The organism is Rhizobium sp. BK377 (assembly GCF_014193935.1).
Lineage (GTDB): Bacteria > Pseudomonadota > Alphaproteobacteria > Rhizobiales > Rhizobiaceae > Rhizobium.
In genome coordinates this window covers 877,434-892,752 of record NZ_JACIAC010000002.1, presented here as the reverse complement: position 1 = coordinate 892,752, position 15,319 = coordinate 877,434, and the positions used below count along the sequence as shown (strand labels likewise).

At 59.6% G+C, this 15,319-nt stretch carries 18 protein-coding genes; 6 read left to right on the top strand and 12 right to left on the bottom strand.

Annotation, left to right across the window (positions count from 1 at the left end):
- Window positions 1-24 precede the first annotated feature (24 nt).
- Window positions 25-897 (top strand): oxidoreductase, encoded by an 873-nt coding sequence (locus FHT92_RS13185; protein WP_183825714.1) that lies wholly within the window; start codon window positions 25-27, stop codon window positions 895-897.
- A 63-nt stretch (window positions 898-960) separates the two neighbouring features.
- Here the strand turns inward: FHT92_RS13185 and FHT92_RS13180 are convergent, their stop codons facing one another.
- The 3 genes from FHT92_RS13180 to FHT92_RS13170 form a co-directional block, all read right to left on the bottom strand.
- A complete protein-coding gene (locus FHT92_RS13180; protein ID WP_183825711.1) occupies window positions 961-1,416 on the bottom strand; it encodes a BA14K family protein in 456 nt (151 codons plus the stop codon).
- A gap of 143 nt (window positions 1,417-1,559) precedes the next feature.
- Entirely contained in the window at window positions 1,560-1,775 is a 216-nt protein-coding gene (locus FHT92_RS13175; protein WP_007824341.1) for a cold-shock protein, read from the bottom strand.
- Between the two features lie 488 nt (window positions 1,776-2,263).
- The gene (locus FHT92_RS13170) at window positions 2,264-3,154 is read right to left on the bottom strand and encodes a DMT family transporter (protein WP_183825708.1); all 891 of its coding nucleotides are present in this window, start codon (window positions 3,152-3,154) and stop codon (window positions 2,264-2,266) included.
- A 104-nt stretch (window positions 3,155-3,258) separates the two neighbouring features.
- On the opposite strand from FHT92_RS13170, the gene FHT92_RS13165 reads away from it, so the two are divergent.
- A complete protein-coding gene (locus FHT92_RS13165) occupies window positions 3,259-3,822 on the top strand; it encodes a DUF1176 domain-containing protein (protein WP_183825705.1) in 564 nt (187 codons plus the stop codon).
- Entirely contained in the window at window positions 3,795-4,244 is a 450-nt protein-coding gene (locus FHT92_RS13160) for a hypothetical protein (RefSeq protein ID WP_183825702.1), read from the top strand. The genes FHT92_RS13165 and FHT92_RS13160 overlap by 28 nt, the downstream gene beginning before the upstream one ends.
- Here FHT92_RS13160 and FHT92_RS13155 read toward each other — a convergent pair.
- The 3 genes from FHT92_RS13155 to FHT92_RS13145 form a co-directional block, all read right to left on the bottom strand.
- Window positions 4,241-5,395, bottom strand: a complete 1,155-nt coding sequence (locus FHT92_RS13155) for a PQQ-dependent sugar dehydrogenase (protein ID WP_183826268.1) — start codon at window positions 5,393-5,395, stop codon at window positions 4,241-4,243. The two genes, FHT92_RS13160 and FHT92_RS13155, sit on opposite strands and share 4 nt — an antisense overlap.
- A 110-nt stretch (window positions 5,396-5,505) precedes the next feature.
- Complete coding sequence (locus tag FHT92_RS13150; RefSeq protein WP_183741073.1) at window positions 5,506-5,838, bottom strand: sortase; 333 nt, start codon at window positions 5,836-5,838, stop codon at window positions 5,506-5,508.
- Window positions 5,828-6,127 (bottom strand): hypothetical protein, encoded by a 300-nt coding sequence (locus FHT92_RS13145; protein ID WP_183825699.1) that lies wholly within the window; start codon window positions 6,125-6,127, stop codon window positions 5,828-5,830. The genes FHT92_RS13150 and FHT92_RS13145 overlap by 11 nt, the downstream gene beginning before the upstream one ends.
- A 386-nt stretch (window positions 6,128-6,513) precedes the next feature.
- Here FHT92_RS13145 and FHT92_RS13140 point away from each other — a divergent pair, with 386 nt between their 5' ends.
- Complete coding sequence (locus FHT92_RS13140; protein ID WP_183825696.1) at window positions 6,514-7,716, top strand: pyridoxal phosphate-dependent aminotransferase; 1,203 nt, start codon at window positions 6,514-6,516, stop codon at window positions 7,714-7,716.
- Between the two features lie 120 nt (window positions 7,717-7,836).
- Here the strand turns inward: FHT92_RS13140 and FHT92_RS13135 are convergent, their stop codons facing one another.
- Entirely contained in the window at window positions 7,837-8,931 is a 1,095-nt protein-coding gene (locus FHT92_RS13135) for a calcium:proton antiporter (protein WP_183825694.1), read from the bottom strand.
- Window positions 8,932-9,168: 237 nt separating this feature from the next.
- On the opposite strand from FHT92_RS13135, the gene FHT92_RS13130 reads away from it, so the two are divergent.
- A complete protein-coding gene (locus FHT92_RS13130) occupies window positions 9,169-9,450 on the top strand; it encodes a DUF2188 domain-containing protein (protein ID WP_183741065.1) in 282 nt (93 codons plus the stop codon).
- 36 nt (window positions 9,451-9,486) lie between these two features.
- On the opposite strand, the gene FHT92_RS13125 is transcribed toward FHT92_RS13130, so the two are convergent.
- Window positions 9,487-10,395 (bottom strand): LysR family transcriptional regulator, encoded by a 909-nt coding sequence (locus FHT92_RS13125; protein WP_183741063.1) that lies wholly within the window; start codon window positions 10,393-10,395, stop codon window positions 9,487-9,489.
- Between the two features lie 89 nt (window positions 10,396-10,484).
- Here FHT92_RS13125 and FHT92_RS13120 point away from each other — a divergent pair, with 89 nt between their 5' ends.
- On the top strand, window positions 10,485-11,504 hold the full coding sequence (locus tag FHT92_RS13120) for an NAD(P)H-binding protein (RefSeq protein WP_183825691.1): 1,020 nt from the start codon (window positions 10,485-10,487) through the stop codon (window positions 11,502-11,504).
- On the opposite strand, the gene FHT92_RS13115 is transcribed toward FHT92_RS13120, so the two are convergent.
- The 4 genes from FHT92_RS13115 to FHT92_RS13100 all read right to left on the bottom strand — a co-directional run bounded on the left by FHT92_RS13115 (window position 11,501) and on the right by FHT92_RS13100 (window position 14,984).
- Window positions 11,501-12,298 carry an aminoglycoside phosphotransferase family protein gene (locus FHT92_RS13115; protein WP_183825689.1) on the bottom strand — a complete coding sequence of 266 codons (798 nt, stop codon included), beginning with the start codon at window positions 12,296-12,298 and terminating at the stop codon, window positions 11,501-11,503. The genes FHT92_RS13120 and FHT92_RS13115 overlap by 4 nt on opposite strands.
- A 73-nt stretch (window positions 12,299-12,371) precedes the next feature.
- Window positions 12,372-13,496 carry an alkene reductase gene (locus tag FHT92_RS13110; protein ID WP_183825686.1) on the bottom strand — a complete coding sequence of 375 codons (1,125 nt, stop codon included), beginning with the start codon at window positions 13,494-13,496 and terminating at the stop codon, window positions 12,372-12,374.
- A 25-nt stretch (window positions 13,497-13,521) separates the two neighbouring features.
- On the bottom strand, window positions 13,522-14,688 hold the full coding sequence (locus tag FHT92_RS13105; RefSeq protein WP_183741055.1) for an MFS transporter: 1,167 nt from the start codon (window positions 14,686-14,688) through the stop codon (window positions 13,522-13,524).
- Window positions 14,689-14,690: 2 nt separating this feature from the next.
- The gene (locus tag FHT92_RS13100; RefSeq protein WP_007824305.1) at window positions 14,691-14,984 is read right to left on the bottom strand and encodes an ArsR/SmtB family transcription factor; all 294 of its coding nucleotides are present in this window, start codon (window positions 14,982-14,984) and stop codon (window positions 14,691-14,693) included.
- Between the last annotated feature and the right edge of the window lie 335 nt (window positions 14,985-15,319).

Genomic DNA, 15,319 nt, shown 5'->3' with positions numbered 1-15,319 from the left:
TGAGAACCGAAAAGGAGGTTTCCCATGTCAAAGGTTTGGTTGATTACCGGAAGTTCGCGTGGCCTCGGCCGCGCGCTCGCCAATGCCGTGCTTGAGGCCGGCGACAAACTGGTCGCGACAGCGCGCGATCCCGCCCAGCTTGCCGATCTTGTTGATGCGTATGGCTCGCGCGTTCGCGCCCTGGCGCTCGATGTGACCGACGAGGCGGCGGCGGAAGCGGCTGTGAAGAGCGCGGTCGAAACATTCGGCCGGCTTGATGTGCTGGTCAACAATGCCGGTTACGGTAATGTAGCACCGATCGAGGATACGAGCCTTGCGGATTTCCGGGCGCAGATCGAGACCAACCTCTTCGGCACTATCATCATGAGCAAGGCGGCTATCCCGATCATGCGCGGGCAGGGGACAGGGCACATTATCCAGTTCTCCTCCGTCGGCGGCAGGATCGGTCCTGTGGGGCGAGCGCCCTATGCGGCGGCCAAATGGGGTGTCGAGGGCTTTTCCGAGGTGCTATCCAAAGAGGTCGGGCCACTCGGCATCAAGGTGACGGTGATCGAGCCCGGTGGCTTCCGCACGGATTTCGCCGGTTCATCGACGGCGATCTATGAAGGCCGCCCGGAATATGCCGCAACGGTCGGTGCCATGGCGGAATATCAGCGCAATTATAATGGCCGCCAGCCCGGCGATCCGGCCAGGGCGGCCGCCGCGGTGCTGCATATCGCTTCGCTCGATACGCCGCCGCTACGATTGCTGCTCGGCAGCGATGCGGCCGCCGCGGTGGAAAGGGCGGATGCGGCGCGAATGGAGGCCGATCGCACCTGGCGTGTCGTCAGCCAGTCGACCGATTTCGAACAGGGCGGAGGTGCCAGGCCCATGCCCTGGGAGAAGAAGGCCGGCTGAGGTGTGGCCAAAAGAAAAGCGCCGCACTATGGCGGCGCTTTTCGTCAAAACATCTTCAGCCGATCAGCTTGCGACGCAGAAGTGCTCACGACCGTCATTGCCGACATAAGTGCCGCTCTGCGGATCGAAGCTGCGATAGCGGTAGGAGCAATAGCGCTGCCACTGAGCGCTCCAGGGTTCCATGGCGCCGACGGAGCGACCATAGACCGGGCGGCCATAGACCGGCTCGGAATAGACCGGACGCGCGCGGTAGACCGGCGGCGGAGCATATTCCGGTTCATAGACCGGCGGGTCGATGTAGCGGCGCTCTTCGTAGACCGGGCCGTTATTGGCATTGGCGATGGCAGAGCCGACGATCAGGCCGGTAGCAAGGCCGACAGCACCGCCGACCAGTGCATCGTTGCCGTGGTCATGGCCGTGACGCCAGTAACGGTCGCCAGCCGAAGCTTCGCCGATGGCCGAGAGGGTCAAGGCAGCGGCAGTTGCGGTCAGAAGAATGGTCTTTGCAAGCCTGTTCATCGCGTAAAATCCCAGTATCGGGAACCGGAAGCGGTCCCTTCTCTATGGTTCTGAAACTAGCGGCGTCATGCTGAATGGAGTCTGAACGACAAAACCCGGCATGGCTGCCGGGCTTCAACTCGATTCCACGCCTATGCGAGGGTTCAGCCTGAAATCTGCAGATTGACGGCCTTCGGGCCCTTGCCACGGCGATCCGGCTCTGTGTCGAAGCTTACTTTCTGGTTTTCCGTCAGACCGGCCAGGCCGGAAGCCTGAACGGCAGAAATGTGAACGAAGATATCGGCGCCGCCCTTGTCCGGCTTGATAAAGCCGAAGCCCTTGTCGGTATTGAAGAATTTTACAGTGCCAGTCTCGGCCATGCCTCAGGTCCTTTTGTCTCCGCCCGCCATCCACACGGGCAGCATTACGCTATTGCCTTCTCGCGAAGACGCTGGCAGGCAGATCTTGAAATGTGAGAAAAAGGTCCCCTCTACCTCCGCCGGTTCCAGACAGGCTTAACGCCTGCTGTTTTTTGGGACCGGCTGACCGGAATATTAGCGTTTCCGGCTCGCAAATTCTTAAGGACTTCCCATGCTCGCAAAATGCCCGAACGCGCGAAGAGTGCTGCGTTTGAAGGATTTTGGCAAGCAAAAGTTTTTTAACGTGTCCCTTAGAACACACCCGCAAATGTGGCCTGTTTTCGCAAAAATGCAAAAAATCCGCCGGCGAGAGCAAATGATTAACGTTTTATATCGTCTGCAATATAAGTTCCGGGCAGATTTTACCAAAAATGCAACGATAGCGCGTCTTGCCGCTCGCTTAAAAAAATTTTCAGACGGCACTAAATGCCCCATAAATGGACGCGTGTTCAGGCCATCTCCGAGCGGCGGCGGGTCATTTCGGGCACGAGCTCGACTACAAGCATAGCGATAAACATCAGCGCACAACCGATATAGCCGAGCGGCGGCATGCTCTCACCCAAAAGAAGCGCGGCGAGGGTTGCGCCGAACAGAGCTTCGGCGGAGAGGAAGATCGCTGCCTGCGACGGCGTAGTGTAGCGCTGGGCGACCACCTGCAACACGAAGGCGACGCCCGAGGAGAAGATGCCGACATAGAGGATCTCGGGTGTAGCCGCGCGGATATCTGACAAGCTGACTGGTTCGGAAATGGCGGCGATGATCAGCGCACAAACGGCCGACACCGCAAACTGGGCGTTGGACAGCGCAAGCGGCCGACCCGTTTCGCCGACCGTCGTTCCGGCAAGCGTGATCTGCACCGACCAGAAGATGGCGCATACGACCGTCAGAAGATCCCCCACCGTCAGAGCCGAAAGCTGGCCGCCCGACAGCATGTAAATGCCTGACACGGCCATGATGGCGCCCGGCCAGATGATCCAGTGCGGCGAGCGGCGCAGGAAGAAGACGGCGATCAACGGCACAAAGATTACATAGAGCCCGGTGATGAAGCTGGAATTGGTGACGGTCGTCGTCTGCAGGCCGATCTGTTGCGTGGACGCGCCGCCGAAGAGCGCAAGGCCGATCATCAAATAGAGGCCAAGATGACGGCGGCTGGTTGCGACCTTCGCCTTGCGCGCTTCGATGAGCGTGAAAGGCAGGGTGGCAAGTGCGGCGATGGCGAAGCGCAGACCGATGAACCAGAAGGGGCCGATCGCCTTCATTGCCGTCGACTGTGCGACGAAGCCGCCGCCCCAGATAGCGGCTGCGAGCAATAGAAGGAGGTTCGCCTGAACGCGCGTCATCTCGCCCTCAATGTTTGGGAAGCATTTAAGAGTATGCTGCCGGGTTAGCAGGCGCATCTCTTTTCGACAAGGATGAGAATTCCTTAAATGGTTCGGAGACATGGATGAAGCAGCAAATGATTGCGACCGTTACGGCAGCTGTTCTGGCAGGGCCTTGGGCCGCTTCGGCCGAGGCTTCATCATCCGTCCGGCCGATTACACGCTTTGCCGATCTGCCTGATGTGGTCCGGGCGGATATCGAGCCTGATGACGGCGACTGCCACATCGAAGAGCAGCGGCTTGCCTATGGCGACGCCCTCGAAGTGACCGGTCAGACCGGGAAGAGGCTAATCATCGTACCTTGTGGCCAGGCCGGCGCCTACAACATGCCTTTCGCAATCTATGGCGGCTACGGTAACCATATTTCTCGAACGGTCTTTCCGCTGAAGTTCTCGGAAACGACGGGTGATACGGCTTTCAACATCCGCTACGATGCGACGGAGAGGCGTTTCACCTCCTTCGCAAAGGGACGCGGCATGGGTGATTGCGGCAGCTATTATGTGTGGCGTATAGCCGAGCCTGATAACGCGGATTTCCTTGTTCTTGAGGAAGTGCGCATCAAGGAGGAATGCGATGCCAGGGCTGATGGCGGTCCGGCAACATGGCCGCTCGTGTGGAAGCGCCAATGACGGCAGGATATACCGGCACGCCGCTCACAAGGAAGCTGGGGCTTAAACCAGGACAGGCGGCCTTGCTCCTGAATGTTCCCGATGGGCTGGCCGAGATCGGCGAGTTCGAGGGTTTTGCTGCGGTCGAACGGGTCTTGCCGACGGCTTCTGACCGGCAATTCGATTATATCCACGTCTTCGAAACACGTCGTGTGGCGTTGGAAGAGATGATGGGGGCGCTAATCCGCGTGGTCAGGCCCGATGGCATGGTCTGGATATCTTGGCCGAAAAAGAGTTCAAAGTTGCCGACCAGCCTCACCGAGGATGCATTAAGAGAGATCCTGTTGCCGACAGGTCTCGTCGACGTCAAAGTCTGCGCCATCGACGATTTATGGTCGGGGCTGAAATTCATGATCCGCAGGGAATTGCGGAACTCGCTTTAGCCGGCCCGGTTTTCGGCGCGGGAAACCCGAAGCAATTCGCCGTCATTCTCGTCGGTGACCATCAGCAATGCGCCATCGGGAGCCACGATCACATCGCGGATGCGGCCGTAGTCGCCCTCAAACATACGCTCCTCAGCGGTAAAGGCGCCGCTTGCATCCCGCTGCATGCGCGACAGCAACTGGAACTTCAGGGCGGCGACGATGAAATCGCCGTTCCATTCCGGAAACATCTTGCCGCGATAAACGACGAGAGCGCCCGGAGCGATCGACGGGTCCCAGTAGTGCAGGGGCTGTTCCAGGCCCTCCTTGGCCGTTCCTTCGCCGATCTTGGCACCGGAATAGTCGCGGCCATAGGTGATAACAGGCCAGCCGTAATTCTTGCCGGGTTCGGGATTGTTGATCTCGTCACCACCCTTTGCGCCATGTTCGACGGTGTAGAGCTTGCCGTCGGCAGTATCGAAGGTGATGCCCTGCGGGTTGCGATGACCCTTGGACCAGATCTCCGGCAGGGCTTTGCTGCTATTCTTGAAGGGATTGTCGGCGGGAATGCTGCCATCGGCATTAAGGTGGATGATGGAGCCGGCATCATCTTTCCAATCTTGAGAGCGGTTGCGGTCACCGCGGTCGCCGATGCTGATGAACAACGAGCCGTCTGGGGCAATCGCGATGCGAGAGCCGTACTGGATGTTGCCGCGGGTAAAGTCCCGCATGGTGAAAATTGGCGTGACGTTTTCGAGGGTCTTTTCATCCGAGGACAGCGTGGCGCTGAAAGCCTCGGTGCCGGAGCCCCGGTCGCTGGCGGTTGCGGCGGTCAGATAGAGCTTTCGGCTGGTGGCGAAATCAGGGGCAAGCGCGACATCCATCAGGCCGCCCTGGCCGCGGGCGCTCACCTTTGGCACGCCATCGATCGGATCGGAAACCTTGCCGTCGCGGATGATGCGCAGCCGCCCCGGCCGCTCCGTGACGATATAGCCACCGTCAGGCAGGACCTCGACTGCCCAGGGATGCTCCAGCCCTTCGGCTAGTTTCTCGACACGAACCGAAACTTCCTGCGTCCTGACGATGTCACCGGTCTGGGCAAGGACTGGACCTGCAAAAGCAGCGACCCCTGCAAGCAACGCGGCGAAACGGAAAGTCGAAATGGCGTCCATCATAATCCCCGTCGTCAGTTTGAGGGGAAAGGTGGCGCGAGGCATGGAGCGCTTCAACCGTAATCGGCGCTCCATAACGGTTTTGTGTTCTCGGGTTGAACGAGAGCAGGTCAGTTGATTATGCGGGGAGGGAAGCGGATGTCGAAATCGGCATCCTGTAGCTCCGCACTCATCATCCGCTGTGTGATGAAGCCGGTGCGCTTTGCTTCCGCTTTCAGGAAAAGCCCACAGCCGATCAGCGCCATGCCGTAGAAGGCGAGGCAAACGATACCGACGGCGACCAGTTTTTCGACGATCGAAAGCCCGGGGAGGCGAGGTCTCGGCGGTGCAGGCGGTGCCTCGTGGGCAGAAGCGGCGGCCATGGCCAGTTCCATATAGGTCGGCAGCGGCTCGAACGTATCGGGTTTCTCGCTCCAGCCGGAATGTTGCGGCTTAGCGGACATCGCGCCGGCCTCCCGAGAGGACGAGGCCCTTGATGCGACGCAGCCAGATGGCAAGTCCGTTTGCGGCGACGAACGCGGCAACAAGCACCGCTACGCCATCGCTAATCTTCTGGTCGGCATAGGAAACGTGGAGGGAACCGGAAGCCATGGCCGGTCCTGCTTCGGCAGGCGAAAAGAGGCAGAACATCGCCACGACGCAGCTTGCAAATGCGATGACCGCCACCATCAGCGACAGAGAAACCCGGCTTGCGCGCAGGCGTCCCGCTGCGCGCTCGTCTTCCAGAAACATGGCATGCCCTCAATAACCAATGTCGGATGGTGACAGAGTAGCGGTTTGATCTCGGCGCTCTCACGACCGAATTACGGCATGCCGCGGCATTTGTTGCGGCTTATTCGTGGCAAATGGTAAACGGGCGATAGCCTTGATTTTAAGGAATAAAACAGGGCCGGCTTCAGAAACTGATTCAACTTCTTGCGAGCCCGGGGCTGCCGCCTGCGGCGTCCCTTCGAACCTCGGTTCAAAATTTCCAGACGCAGATGCGGCAATTGATCAATAAGAATCATCGCCGCCATCATGCCTTTGCGCTTGAAATGCTGTCATACATTGGACATAGAGCTTAGCGCAGAACTCCGGTCCCGGCCTTCTGCCCGTTTCAACCTTGTAGGACCGATATCATGGCCTTCCTTGCCGATGCCCTTTCCCGCGTGAAGCCTTCAGCCACCATCGCCGTTTCTCAGAAAGCGCGCGAACTGAAAGCCAAAGGACGCGACGTGATTGGTCTCGGCGCCGGTGAGCCCGATTTCGATACGCCCGAGAATATCAAGAAAGCCGCTATCGACGCGATCAATCGCGGCGAGACGAAATACACGCCGGTATCCGGTATCCCCGAGTTGCGTAAGGCAATTGCCGCCAAATTCAAGCGCGAGAACGGTCTGGAGTATTCCTGGGAGCAGACGATTGTCGGCACGGGCGGCAAGCAGATCCTGTTCAACGCCTTCATGGCGACGCTGAACCCCGGCGATGAAGTCGTGATCCCGGCGCCTTACTGGGTGTCCTATCCCGAGATGGTGGCGCTGTGCGGCGGCACACCGGTTTTCGTTTCGGCTACCCAGGAGCATAATTTCAAGCTCCAGGCCGCCGATCTCGAAAAGGCGATCACGCCGAAGACCAAGTGGTTCATCTTCAACTCGCCGTCCAACCCGACAGGCGCTGCCTATACGCATGACGAGCTGAAGGCGCTGACCGACGTGCTGATGAAGTATCCGCATGTCTGGGTTCTGACGGACGACATGTACGAGCATCTGACTTATGGCGACTTCAAATTCGTCACGCCCGTCGAAGTCGAGCCGAAGCTCTACGACCGCACGTTGACGATGAACGGCGTCTCCAAAGCCTATGCGATGACCGGCTGGCGTATCGGCTATGCAGCAGGCCCGATCCAGCTGATCAAGGCGATGGACATGATCCAAGGGCAGCAGACATCGGGTGCGACCTCGATCGCCCAATGGGCAGCAGTCGAAGCGCTGAACGGCACGCAGGACTTCATCCCGGAGAACAAGAAGATCTTCGAAGGCCGCCGTGACCTCGTCGTTTCCATGCTGAACCAGGCCAAGGGCATCGTCTGCCCGGTGCCGGAAGGCGCCTTCTACGTCTATCCATCCTGCGCCGGTCTCATCGGCAAGACAGCCCCGTCCGGCAAGGTCATCGAGACCGACGAGGATTTCGTTTCCGAACTGCTGGAATCGGAAGGCGTTGCCGTCGTTCACGGCTCGGCCTTCGGCCTCGGCCCGAACTTCCGCATCTCCTATGCGACGTCGGAAGAACTGCTCGAGGAAGCTTGCCGCCGCATCCAGCGCTTCTGCGCAGCCTGCAAGTAATCGGCAACATCCGCCCAGATACGCCCGCCAGAGATGGCGGGCTTTTTTGTTGCTTGGTTTTTCACTTGAACGTGCTTCGAAAACGATTCTGCTTTTGCCGCCAAGTTGCTGATTTCAGATTCAAAGCCCGATCGCCGTCAGCATGATGAAGGTGGCGAAAAGGATGAAATGCGTCATGCCTTCGATGGCATTCGTTTCACCGTCGTTGAGATTGATGGCTGCTGCAATTAGCGTAACCATGACCATGACCGTCTGGACCGGCGACATCGCCATGATGAAGGGCTGGCCGGTATAGAGCGCGATACCCTCCATGACCGGCACCGTCAGAATGACCGTCGAAAGGGAGGCACCCATAGCGATGTTGACGGTTGCCTGCATGCGGTTGCGCAAAGCCGCCCTCAGAGCGGTCAGGATTTCCGGTGCGGCGGAGATGGCGGCCACCACGATCGCGGTCACGGCCACGGGAGCGCCGCTGTCGCGCAGGCCTTCGCTCATGAAGCCCGACATAAATTCGGCGAGCGCACCGATGATGACGACGCCGATGAGGATGATTGCGATCGAGGTTGAGACCGATCCCTCCTCGTGATGTTCGTCGGGATGTTCCTTCTGTCTCTCCGAGCGCGGATAGCTGTAGGAGAAGAAATAGCTGTGCTGGCCGACCTGCATGCGCAGGAAAAGGCCGTAGAGCGCGATCATGGCGATGATGGTGAAGCCGGAATAATAGTGCCATTTATTGCCGGGCACGAATTCCGGAACGATCATTGAGATGCCCATGGCGGTCAGGATCATCACGCCATAGGTCTTGCCGGAATTGTCGTTATAGGGCTGCTCGCCATGCTTCAGGCCGCCGAGTAGGGCGGCTAGACCGAGGATGCCGTTGATGTCGAGCATGAGAGCCGAATAGATCGTGTCGCGCACCAGCGTCGGCGATGTCTCCTCGCCGCTCATCATGATGGCGAGGATAATGACTTCCACAGCAACAGCGGAGAGCGTCAGGATCATCGTGCCGTAGGGATCGCCGACCTTAAGGGCCAGCAGTTCCGCGTGATGGGCGACACGCATGGAGGCGAATACGATGGTCACAATCAGAGCGGCGGCTGCGACAAGCGCTACGCCCCGGCCCGCTTCCACGACTGAATGTTCCAGCCAATAGGCGATGACGGCGACGACGACCGCCACAATCAAGAATTTCTCTTCCTTAAGATGCAATGCCATCTCTACCACCAGCGCCGATTTTGATTCCCTCGGCGAGTCTAAGCCGGTGATTTTTCTATGCAAGCAGACTCCCCACTGATGAAATTTGCAGTCTGTGACGATTAATGAAATACTGCTTTTCATACGGCAGCCGGAACCCAGATCGCGGCGTCCTCGAAATCTTCTCAAGCGGCCCGCGCTGGACCGGACATGATCCGGAGCCTACGGATGCGTGGCGAGAAGAAGAGGAGACAACGCATGGTCAAGGTGGTCTACGAAGTCGTACCGCATGACGGCGGCTGGGCCTACAAGCTTGGGGACGTCTATTCCGAGGCATTTCCGAGCCATTCCGAAGCGCTTGAAGCGGCCCGCATTGTTGCGGCCGAGCAGCAGGTCGGCGGTGATTCCGCTGAGATCAGCTGGCAGGATGCCCAGGGTAAGTGGCACGAGGAATATGCCGAAGGTGGCGATCGCCCCGAGACTGAGGTCGTGGACGGCTTTACCAAGGGCCATTCGCCCGAAGTTTCCCCAGAGCCGTGATCTCCAGCCGATTTCCTGAAGTCTTTCAGCGCGTCGTCAGGCGCGCGTTTCCTTGCATGACTTGATATAATTCAGCAGACCTTTGACCAGAGCGTCAAAGGTGACACGGCAGCGCGGGGAGGTCTTGAGGCTCTCGTGCATCGCGACCCATGTGCCGAGAGGGATATCGAATTCATCCGCCAGAATATGGACGAGATCAGAGCCCGGGCGGGCAAGCCCCGTCTGGCAGATTCCGATGCCTATGCCGGCACGGATGCCGGCCAGATGGGCGAGATGATTGCTGGTGCGGAAGGAAGCTGTGAGTTCGTCAACTGCCGGATACAGCCTGCGCATCATGCGGATATAGGCGGTCTGCCGGTCGAAGCCGATAATGCGATGACCGGAAAGCTCCGCCATGGTCTGCGGCGTGCCGTGGCGTTCCAGATAGCGGCGATGCGCGTGGAAGCCGAGCGGAATATCGCCGATGCGCCGTACCAGCAGTGCGTCTTGCTGCGGCTCGGCCATGCGCACGGCAATATCGGCCTCCCGGTTCATGAGATCTTCCAGCGTGTCGGAGGCCGACAGCTCCACCTGCAGTAGTGGGTAGGCTTCCTGCAGATCGGCGATGATCGGAGGCAGCACTTCGATGCCGATCACTTCGCTGGCGCTGATGCGCACGGTGCCTTCCACCTTGTCGCGCCGGCTGGATGCCGTGCGCAGAAGCGCGGCGGCCGTCGTTGCCAGCGTTTCGGCATAGGGCTGGAGATCGAGCGCGATATCGGTCGGCAGCAGGCCGTTTGACGAGCGGGTGAAAAGCTCGGCGCCGACAGCCTCTTCCAGGGCATCGATATGGCGGCCGACCGTCGGCTGTGTCAGGCCGAGTTCGCGGGCGGCGGCCGAGAGCGATCCGTGCCGCAGCACGGTAAGGAACGAACGGTAGAAATCCCAGCACGGTTCAACGTTCATGTATTTATGTATAGCAGCTGTACATACTTCGTCAATTTTGTTTACCCTTGGCTCAAGACATAGTCGTCTCGTCGAACAAGGAGATGATCATGAGCAGCGAATATCAGGATAAGAAATTGGCGCTCGTTCTCGGTGCAACTGGCGGCATCGGCGGCGCGGTTGCCCGCAAGCTGCAGGCACGCGGCTGGACGATCAGGGCGCTCAACCGCAATGCCGCCAAGGCATCTGCCAGCGGGCAGGGCTTCGAGTGGGTGCAGGGCGACGCGATGAATCCGGCTGATGTTCGCAAGGCGGCGGAAGGTGCTGCACTCATCGTTCATGCCGTCAATCCTCCCGGCTATCGCGACTGGGAGAAGCTGGTTCTGCCGATGCTGGACAATACGATCGCCGCGGCCCGCGCCGCCGGGGCACGCATCCTGCTGCCGGGCACTGTCTATAATTTCGGTCCGGATGTCTTTCCAGTCGTGACGGAAGATACTCCGCAGCATCCGGTGACGAAAAAGGGCAAGATCCGTGTCGAGATGGAGAAGCGTCTGAAGGCTGTTTCCGAAACCGGAACCGACGTTATCGTCGTCCGCGCAGGCGATTTCTTCGGACCAGGCGCCACCAGCAATAGCTGGTTCTCAGCCGCTTTCGCCACGCCGGGCAAGCCAGTTGGTACGATCAGGAATCCGGCGCTGCCGGGTATCGGGCACCATTGGGCCTATTTGCCCGATGTCGCCGAGACCATGGTGCAGCTCATCGAGCGGGCCGAGCGGCTGCCGGCTTTCGCGTGCTATCACATGAACGGTTTCTGGGATGGCGATGGCCGGCAGATGGCTGAGGCAGTCCGGCGTGTTACCGGCGGCAAGGCGAAGATCGGCCGTTTCCCCTGGTTCATCGTGCCGTTGCTTGCTCCTTTCATGACGTTGATGCGGGAGATGAAGGAGATGCGCTATCTCTGGAAAACGCCGCTGCGCATGAAGAATGACGGGTTGGTGACCGAACTCGGAACCGAGCCGCATACGCCTATCGACGAAGCCGTACGCACGACTTTGATTGCGCAGGGCTCGCTGCCGGAGATGCGTGAGACGACAGTGCCTCTCGCGAAGGCGGAAAAGGCGCGCTAGGCAAGTTCCGAGAGCGCGATGCGGGCGACCGTCAGAGGCTTTTCCGCGGAGACATGGTCGCCATCTTCAAGAAACCAGGCGGCGGAGAGGCCGGAATAGGCCGCGATCCATTTCAACAGCCTTGACGGCTCGATATCTGCTTCCTTGGAAACGATCGGAAGCTGACGCTGGAGGCGTTTGGGATCCGTCGTCGTCGGCAGTTCTTCATTGGCGAAGATATTGGCAAAGTCATAGCCACGCTCGCCATAGATCCCCTTCGGATCGATTGCGAGCCAGCCGCGGTCGCCGAAGTCGAGGATGTTGCGGTGGTGTATGTCGCCGTGGAGGATGCTGAGCTGCTGTGGCGCCGCGAGCAAATCGCTCGCGATCTTCCAACTATCGACAAAAGTGCCGCCATGGGCGCGCGCTGCCGGCTCAAGACTGCGAAACCAGCATTCGAGCGTTGGGGAATCGTGAAGAGGAGCGGGGCGCGGGGCATGCAGCCTCGCCGCCGTCTGCACCATGATGCGGCTTGCCTCATCGTCCTGGCCGTTCAGCGCCATTTCCAGCAGCGAATATTTGTCCACTGCTCGCTCCAGAAGCACAGCGTCATCTTCTTGCGCATAGACCTGGGCTGCGCCATCGCCATTCCACCACTTCATCAGCAAAGCGCCTTCGCGCTCGCTGCTGTCGGTCGCAACCTTCAGCATGGCGGGCTTTCCCTTCCAGGTGACCGGCAGGAGACGGCTTGAGTGGGTGATGATAGGTTCGCCGTCTGATGTTAACGACCAGCGTTCGAGATAGGGCGAGAACATGGGCGTATGCTAGCGGCAATGTCCGGAAATGGAAATCCCGCGGGATGGCGGGATTTCCGTTTATCGATGACGATCAGGCGACCTTTTCGAGTGCCGGATAATCGACGTAGCCGTTTGCGCCCCCACCGTAGAAGGTGGACTGGTCCGGCGTGTTGAGCGGCAGGTTCTTTGCAAGGCGTTCGACGAGATCGGGATTGGAGATGAAGGGCTTGCCGAAGGCAACAAGATCGGCCGTGCCGTTTTCGACGGTTTCGATCGCCATGTCTCTATTATAGCCGTTGTTGACCATCCAGGCAGCCTTGCCGCCGGCCTTCTCATAGGCAGTGCGCAGCGCCTTGTAATCGAAGGGCGGATTGTCGCCCTGGCGATAGTCACGCTCGCCGCCGGTCTGACCTTCGACGATGTGGATATAGGCGAGGTCGTACTTGGCGAGGCCTTCGACAACATGCGTGAAGAGCGCCTGCGGGTTGGAATCGTAGGATTCGCCCGAGGGGGTGACCGGCGAAATGCGGATTGCGGTGCGGCGGGCGCCGATTTCCCTGGTCACGGCTTCGACGACCTGGAAGGTGAAACGGGTGCGGTTTTCGATCGGGCCGCCATATTCATCGGTGCGGTCGTTGACGCCGTCGCGCATGAACTGGTCGAGTAGATAGCCGTTGGCGGCGTGGATTTCGACACCGTCGAAGCCGGCATCGATCGCAGCACGGGCAGCCTTGCGGTAATCCTCGATAATGCCGGGGATTTCGGAGGCTTCGAGTGCGCGGGGCTCGGAAGTGTCGGTAAAGGCGCCGGTGCCGTCAGCGTTGACGAGGTAGGTCTTGGCCTTCGCGATCCGGTTGGTCGATGAGACCGGCTTGCCGCCGTTCGGCTGCAGCGCGGTGTGGGAAATACGGCCGACATGCCACATTTGCACGACGATCTTGCCGCCTTCGGCATGAACGGCGTCCGTCACGCGTTTCCAGCCATCAAGGGCTTCCTTGCTGTAGAGGCCGGGAACGTCGGCATAACCCTGGCCCTGATGCGTGATGGCGGTCGCTTCGGTGATGATGAGGCCGGCCGTGGCGCGTTGGCGATAATATTCGACGTTGAGATCGTTCGGGATTGCGCCCGGCGAACGGTTACGGGTGAGGGGCGCCATGACGATATGGTTCTTGAGGGCAATGTCACCGACCTGTGTCGGCTGGAAAAGCTTGGCCATGGAAGGTCCTTTCTGCTTGGGGGGATCACTCGGCGGCAGCGGAGGCGGCTTGCTCCCGGCCGGAGAGATAGGTGAGTGCCGTGGCCACAAGACCGATGAGAGCCATGGCTGCAGCGGCGAGGGGAACGCGGTCAAGGTTGAACCCGGCATCGATGACCATGCCACCGACCCAGGCGCCCAGCGCATTGCCGGTGTTGAAGGCGCCGATATTGATGGTCGAGACGAGGTTCGGCGCACCCTTTCCGAAGCCGACGACGCCGACCTGCAGGGCGGGAACCGCGGCGAAAGTGGCGGCGGCCCACAGGAAGAGGGTGATTTCGGCGGGGACGACGAAGCGGCTCGTATAGAAGAAGATCGCCGAGGTCAGTGCGATTGCGGCGAAGATGGCGGCAAGAGCTGTGCCGAGGCGCCAGTCGGCGAGTTTGCCGCCGATGAGGTTTCCGACCGTGAGGCCGACACCGATCAGGAACAGCGTCCAGGTCACGCCTTGCGGCGAGACACCCGTTATGTCGCGTAGCAGTGGGGCGATATAGGTGAAAAGCGTGAACATCGAGGCCGAGAAGAAGATGGTGACCGAGAGCGCCATCCAGAGGCGGACGTTTCGCAAGGCTGCAATTTCACGCAGGATGCTGCTCTGCTCTTCCTTCTTGTCTTTCGGCAAGATGGCGATCAGGCCGGCAATGGTGAGGATGCCGATTGCGGTAACGACCCAGAAGGTGGAGCGCCAGCCGAAGGCCTGGCCGATGGCAGTGCCGAGGGGCACGCCGAGCACGTTTGCGAGCGTCAGGCCGGTAAACATCAGGGCGACGGCGCGGGCCTTGCGGTCTTCGCCGACGAGATTGGCGGCGACGACCGAGCCGATGCCGAAGAAGGCGCCGTGGCAGAGGGCGGTGACGATGCGGGCAATCATCAGCACCCAGTAGTTGGGTGCGATGGCGCAGAGCAGGTTGCCGGCGATGAAGAAGGCCATCAGCATGACGAGCGCCGAGCGGCGCTTCAGCTTGGCAGTGGAGACGGCCATGACGGGGGCGCCGAGGGCGACAGCCAGCGCATAACCCGTTACCAGCCAGCCGGCCTCGGGGATCGTGACAGAGAGGTCGGCGGCGACTTCGGGCAGAAGGCCCATGATAACGAATTCGGTGGTGCCTATCGCGAAGGAACTTAGGGCGAGAACGAGCAGGGCTAGGGGCATGGCTACAGATCCTGCTTTAACTGTTGGAGGAAGGCAGCGATCGTTTCTTCATTGCGCTTGTAGAAGATCCACTGGCCGACCCGCTTGCTGGTAACGAGCCCGGCGCGGTGAAGGGTACCAAGATGGGCGGAAACTGTGGACTGGGAAAGGCCGCAGCGTTCGAATTGGCTGGCGCAGACGCCCATTTCAAACGGGTGCTCCTGCGTCGGAAAGTGTTCTTCCGGGTTCTTCAACCAGTTGAGGATGTCCATCCGGGCAGGGTTGGCCAGAGCCTTGAGAATCTCGTCTTTGTCCATCGTCGTTTATCGAACTATAAATCGGATTTTCTCGATATATGGATCGACGATTTTCGATATGCAAATCACGGAGGCGTGAGCGGACGATTTTCCCGGCTCGCTTAAATTTTAAGCAAAAAAAGAGGGCCACCGGAAAACCAGGGCCCTTTTAAGTGTGAAGGTCAAAAACCTCCAGAGGGGAACAGCCAACGCTGTGGCACTGGGAGAGAAGCCACGAAATGCATCGGCTATGAGCGATATGGTGCTTCTTTGTGCAGCTTTCAATAGTCTTTTGTGCATGTCAGCTATGCGCTGCACAAAATTTTTCCGCACTGCGGTATCCGCCGAGAAAAATT